The sequence below is a fragment of the Paludibacter sp. 221 genome, assembly GCF_010501035.1.
Classification (GTDB): domain Bacteria; phylum Bacteroidota; class Bacteroidia; order Bacteroidales; family Paludibacteraceae; genus QVMH01.
Map to the genome: position 1 here is coordinate 23,028 of NZ_QVMH01000042.1, position 6,056 is coordinate 29,083.

Annotated in this window: 6 protein-coding genes; 3 read left to right on the forward strand and 3 right to left on the reverse strand. The window is 39.7% G+C overall.

Features of this window, described 5'->3' with window-relative positions; all coding sequences use genetic code 11:
* The first annotated feature begins 16 nt into the window (after positions 1-16).
* From D0T49_RS09735 to der, 3 genes are all read left to right on the forward strand, one after another.
* Positions 17-451, forward strand: coding sequence for a flotillin-like FloA family protein (locus tag D0T49_RS09735; protein ID WP_163630856.1), 435 nt, complete (start codon positions 17-19; stop codon positions 449-451).
* 27 nt (positions 452-478) lie between these two features.
* Positions 479-1,459, forward strand: coding sequence for a flotillin-like protein FloA (floA, locus tag D0T49_RS09740; protein WP_163630858.1), 981 nt, complete (start codon positions 479-481; stop codon positions 1,457-1,459).
* 392 nt (positions 1,460-1,851) lie between these two features.
* Entirely contained in the window at positions 1,852-3,171 is a 1,320-nt protein-coding gene (gene der / locus D0T49_RS09745) for a ribosome biogenesis GTPase Der (RefSeq protein ID WP_163630860.1), read from the forward strand.
* Positions 3,172-3,254: 83 nt separating this feature from the next.
* Here the strand turns inward: der and D0T49_RS09750 are convergent, their stop codons facing one another.
* The 3 genes from D0T49_RS09750 to D0T49_RS09760 all read right to left on the reverse strand — a co-directional run.
* Complete coding sequence (locus D0T49_RS09750; protein ID WP_163630862.1) at positions 3,255-4,622, reverse strand: MFS transporter; 1,368 nt, start codon at positions 4,620-4,622, stop codon at positions 3,255-3,257.
* Positions 4,623-4,827: 205 nt separating this feature from the next.
* Positions 4,828-5,418, reverse strand: a complete 591-nt coding sequence (locus tag D0T49_RS09755; protein WP_163630864.1) for an HdeD family acid-resistance protein — start codon at positions 5,416-5,418, stop codon at positions 4,828-4,830.
* A 125-nt stretch (positions 5,419-5,543) separates the two neighbouring features.
* A partial coding sequence (locus D0T49_RS09760) for a fibrobacter succinogenes major paralogous domain-containing protein (RefSeq protein WP_239057055.1) occupies positions 5,544-6,056 on the reverse strand: 513 nt, incomplete at its 5' end.

Consider the following 6,056-nt stretch of genomic DNA (forward strand, 5'->3'; position numbering starts at 1 on the left):
CCTGACAACAATATAAATGGAAACAAGCATAATTATAGGAATTGTATTATTAGCAATATTCACTCTTTTGCTTTTTTACTACATACCATTCATACCTTGGATAACCGCAAAAGTTGCGAGCGTTCACATTCCTCTTTCTCAACTGTTTCTGATACGAATTAGAAAGATACCACCTAACGAAATGGTAATGTGCATGATTGAAATACATAAAGCAGAATTGAAAGACATTCACATGAATGATTTACAAGCACACTATCTTGCGGGCGGAAATGTACAAAATGTTATTCATGCATTAATAACGGCTAAATGTGCCAACATCAATTTAACTTTCAGACTGGCTGCAGCTATCGACCTCGCAGGAAAAAACATATTGGAAGGAGTGATAAAACTGAGAAAAAAGAAAGAAGAAGGAAAAGAAATTGACATAAACACCTTATTACTTGACTGTTAAAACAAACACAAAAACTATAAATTTATTATGACAACAATTGGAATTATAGGAATAGCCTTACTGGTAATCCTATTACTTTTATTTTTTTACTATGTCCCGTTTATGCTGTGGATAAATGCAAAAGTTTCGGGCGTAAACATATCACTTATCCAACTGTTTCTGATGCGTATAAGGAAAGTGCCGCCAACCAAAATTGTAACCTGTATGATTGAAGCACACAAAGCCGATATTAAAGAAGTTACACGCGATGGACTTGAAGCACATTATCTGGCAGGAGGACATATCGAACGTGTAGTACACGCATTGGTATCAGCATCAAAAGCCAACATCGACCTTTCTTTCAAAATGGCAACCGCTATAGACTTGGCAGGACGCGATGTGTTCGAAGCTGTACAGATGTCGGTAAACCCGAAAGTGATTGACACTCCACCTGTAGCTGCCGTAGCAAAAGATGGTATCCAGCTAATAGCAAAAGCACGTGTAACAGTGCGTGCCAACATCAAGCAATTAGTAGGGGGAGCAGGTGAAGAAACCATTCTGGCCCGTGTAGGCGAAGGTATTGTATCATCAATCGGTTCGTCCGAATCGCACAAAAGCGTACTGGAAAATCCCGATTCCATATCAAAATTGGTGTTAAGAAAAGGGCTTGATGCCGGAACAGCGTTCGAAATCCTATCTATTGATATAGCAGACATCGACATAGGTAAAAACATCGGTGCGCAGCTACAAATGGATCAGGCACAAGCTGATAAAAACATTGCACAGGCAAAAGCCGAAGAACGCCGCGCAATGGCAGTAGCTACCGAGCAAGAGATGAAATCCAGAAGCCAAGAGATGCGTGCTAAAGTTATCGAAGCCGAAGCCGAAGTACCACAAGCTATGGCCGAAGCATTCCGCAATGGTAATCTGGGAATTATGGATTATTACAAAATGAAAAACATCGAAGCCGACACCTCCATGCGTGAGTCGATAGCAAAACCGGAAAAAAAAGATAAAAACAATAAATAGTTTTAACTGCACACTATACAAAAGCAACCTCGCAACAGGTTGCTTTTTTTATGCCCCTACCCCTCAAACTCATCCGAAAAAAATCAGAACCTTAAAGTAATTGAGCAATAGCACTAATGCTATTGTATTATCTATCAAGCACTTAAAAAAATATTTTTCGATAAAAACATAACATTTTAATTATCAACAAGTTAGCATTATGCTATTTAATAATATGTATACCTTTTGTAACCCAACCTGAACAGGCGTGATAATATTATCGCATCTGAAAATCTAATTCTGTATATCTCGAATAAAAAGCGTACTTTTGCATCAGAAATATTTATACCCACTGCCCGAATTTGAGAAAATGCGGACAGAAGTAAATAAAAACGAATTAAACTAAAAAAACAATGGGAAATATTGCAGCAATAGTAGGAAGACCTAATGTAGGCAAATCAACACTCTTCAACAGGCTTACCAAAAGCCGACGGGCAATAGTAAACGACGAAGCCGGAACCACCCGCGACCGCCAATATGGCAAAAGCGAATGGAATGGAAAAGAATTTTCGGTTATAGATACCGGAGGTTGGGTGGTAAACTCGAACGATGTTTTCGAAGACGAAATCAAGCGTCAGGTGGTTCTGGCAATCGAAGAAGCGGATGTTATTCTGTTCTTGGTTGATATACAGGGAGGAATTACCGACTTGGATATGGAAGTTGCCCAGATTCTTCGCAAAAGCACCAAGCCTGTGATGCTTGTTACGAACAAAGCCGATACATTTGATTTACAATATCAGTCGGCCGAGTTTTATAAGCTCGGACTGAATGGCGACCCATATATAATTTCAGCGATTAACGGCTTAGGCACTGGCGAACTTCTGGACGACCTTATAAACCTTTTTCCGGCAAATTCGTATAGCGACGAAGCCGAACTGGATATACCACGCTTTGCGGTAGTAGGACGTCCGAACGCCGGAAAATCATCTATCATCAATGCCCTTATCGGAGAAGAAAGAACGATAGTTACCGACATCGCCGGAACTACACGCGATTCTATTTATACACACTTCAACAAGTTTGGACACGACTTTTATCTGGTTGATACTGCCGGAATCCGTAAAAAAGCTAAAGTTAACGAGGATTTGGAATATTACTCTGTAATCCGTTCAATCCGTGCGATAGAGAATGCAGATGTTTGCATACTTATGCTCGACGCTACGCGGGGCATTGAAAGCCAGGATTTAAATATAGTATCGCTAATCCAAAAGAATAAGAAAGGACTGGTGGTTTGTGTAAACAAATGGGACTTGATTGAAAGCAAAGAAAACTCGGATGTAAAAGCCTATGAACATTCAATACGGGAACGTTTAGCTCCATTTGTCGACTTCCCTATTATTTTCGCATCTGCTACTACCAAACAGCGGATATTAAAAGTAATCGATACGGCTGTAAGCGTATACGAGAATAAGAAGAGAAAAATTCCGACAGCAAAACTGAATGAGTTTCTACTGCCGCTTATTGCCGCTTATCCGCCTCCTGCATTAAAAGGTAAATACATCAAGATAAAATACATTACCCAGTTGCCAAATACACAGATACCTTCGTTTGTGTTTTTTGCCAATCTACCCCAGTATGTAAAAGAGCCTTACAAACGCTTCCTGGAAAATAAAATACGTGGAAAATGGGATTTCGCAGGTACTCCAATCCAGATATTTATGAGAAATAAATAATAAGAATAGACGAAAAAACTAAACGCCGGATAAGTGAGAATTTATCCGGCGTTTTAGTTATAATCAAGCGAGGCTTATTTTTATTATTTGGCTATATTAGGTTTTTCCAGTCCGTAACCTTTAATCTTATCTTCGCGTTTCAGCAGTATTGCTACAAAAAGGGCTAAAACCCCAAAACAAGTAAAGATAACCATAGGGAGTGTAAAGTCATAAACCGGTACTTCTTTTCCCGATTCTGACAATTTAGTTCCGATAATGCAAAACTTATCAAGCACCCAGCCAATGAGTAAGGGCACTAAACTCAAGCCTATATTTTGTACCCAGAATATCAGCGCATAAGCCGTACCAAGTTTGTTCTGAGGAATAATTTTAGGAACAGAGGGCCACATAGCAGAAGGTACTAAAGAGAAGGCAATTCCCAACAAGACCATTAATGCCGCAGCAAACCACCAATAGTTCAGAACAGGAAGTGAGAACGAAGCATGAATCAAAATCAACATGGCAGCACCAATCATCATAATGGTAGCACCCTTCCCTTTTTTATCGTAAATCCCACCAAAAAGGGGGGTAAGCAGAATTGTTCCAAAAGGAAGAATGGCGGGTATATTTCCGGCAAGCTCCGGAGCAACATTGTACTTATTTATCATTAACGATGTGGCATATTTGAGGAAAGGGAATACCGCAGAATAAAACAATACACAAAGCATCGCAATAAGCCAAAATCCTTTACTTTGAATGATTGAAACAATATCCTTAAAACGAAACGGCTCTTCCGGTTCTTCTTGTATATTCACTTCCGAAGCATCTAATTTTCGATCCATCACACAGAAAACCAAATAAGCTATCAGCCCTATACACAATGCAGCCAATCCGAATAAGATAGGGGCCGAAAGATTCTCGAAGTGTTTTGCCAATGGTATTGTTGTCGACATTGCCAATGCCGTTCCCAAGCGTGCTACAGCCACCTGAATACCCATAGCCAAAGCCATCTCATAACCATTGAACCAACGTGCAATAACTTTAGTAACGGTAATCCCGGCCGATTCAATTCCCAATGCAAAGATGGCAAAACCCACGCTTGCAATAAACACTTGCGTACGCAGACCAAAAATTTCTCCTTCAAAAGCCTTTGAAACAGCATAGTACTTCAGCGCGCAACCTATAATCATCAACACGCAAGCGCCAATACCTGTTATACGGGCACCAAAACGGTCTAATATCATGCCGCTTATAATGAGCATGAAGAGAAACACATTCAGCCAACCGTATGCCATATTGAAAATACCATATTCCGTTGCACTCCACCCAAATTCATCTTTCAGCAAGTCCATCAAAGGAGCCATCACATCGGTAATAAAATAACCGCAAAACATTGTGAAGGCAACAACAATCAATACGGTCCAGCGTGCAACTTTAGAATCCCGTAAAGTCTTTACCAGTTTTTCTGTCATAATCTGTAGTTAATTATTTGAATTATATTTTTTGAGTTATAAAAATCGAAAATCGCTAAAATATGCACAAATCTACAAAAATTATCAATAACATACATCAGATGTTAAAACAGCAAGGACATCCGTTTTAATAAAGGACTTATAATCAACAAAAAAAGACAGAAGAAAACTTCTGTCTTTTTTTAATCACACTTGGATGTATCATTTAATCTTCAAGTTGCTTTTTTATATCTCTTATATTATTCTTAAGTCCCTTTAGCCTGAACGCCAGATAAATTCTAAAGATACCATACACAATTAATGCAAAACCAACCATATATACTGCAAACGAGGCAGCCAACGTAGGTACAAGCAACATGAGAATGGCAATTATAACACCGATAATAGAAAGAGCCAACAACCAGCCCCAACCGGAATCCCTATATCCTTTCAAATCAATGGATACACCTATTCCCCATACGGCACGGAACAATACCCAGAATGCAATAACATAACTGAACACCAATGGAGTTAAAGCCATATTCCGCATCAGTATAATTGCAAAGATGACATCTATAATACCCATCGCCAAATTCCAACCCCAACCCGTAATTATTTTACGGTTCGAAATAGAAAACGCTATTTCCAGAATACCTTCGATAAAAAAGGTTACTACAAATAAGATTGTCAGCGCAAAAAACGTTTCGATAGGAGTCACCAACGACCATATTCCTACTATTAATGCTAAAACACCAATAATAAGCGAGATCCACCAGTATTTTACAGTTCGCTTTACATTTTCAATTAAATCTCTCATAATTTTTTTTACATTTAAATTGTTTATACTATATATAACAATCTATTTTGCAAATAGTTTATAGCGACTCTGTTCCGGCACTTTTTTCAGGGCTGATAATAGCCGTTTTTATACGAAATACCCTCTTATAATTCTGAGATACACCGTACACTGAAGCCGTACCCACGGTAGTCAATGCGCGCAGGGTACACGGTACTACCATTGAAGTACAGGTTGAGCGAGTACGTACTGCTAAGGCTACCACTCCAATAGTTGCCGTTAGCACCTACGCTGTAGAGCTCGCCATTAGAGCGCTCGCGGTGGCCGGCGGCGGGCAAAAATAAAGTAGTGGTTTCGCCATCAGGTTTGATCTCGTAACCGGTAGTACCACCAGTAGAATACCACTCCCAAGTATTAGCTACAGCAGTAGATTTGGCACCGGGAGCTGAACCGCCACGGAAAATATCACTCCATTCGCCTTGAGCAGGAACACGCCAACCTGTAGGACATGGGTCGTAAGTTGCGTTTTTCTGGTTACGCCAGTTGAGGTCGGCAGTAGTAGCTTTTGTTACATCAACCCAATTGTAAGGGTAAGAAGGAGCTTTAATAAAGGAACCGGAAATATCGGCAGGAGCAGTAGCATCATTGTTAGTAGACAA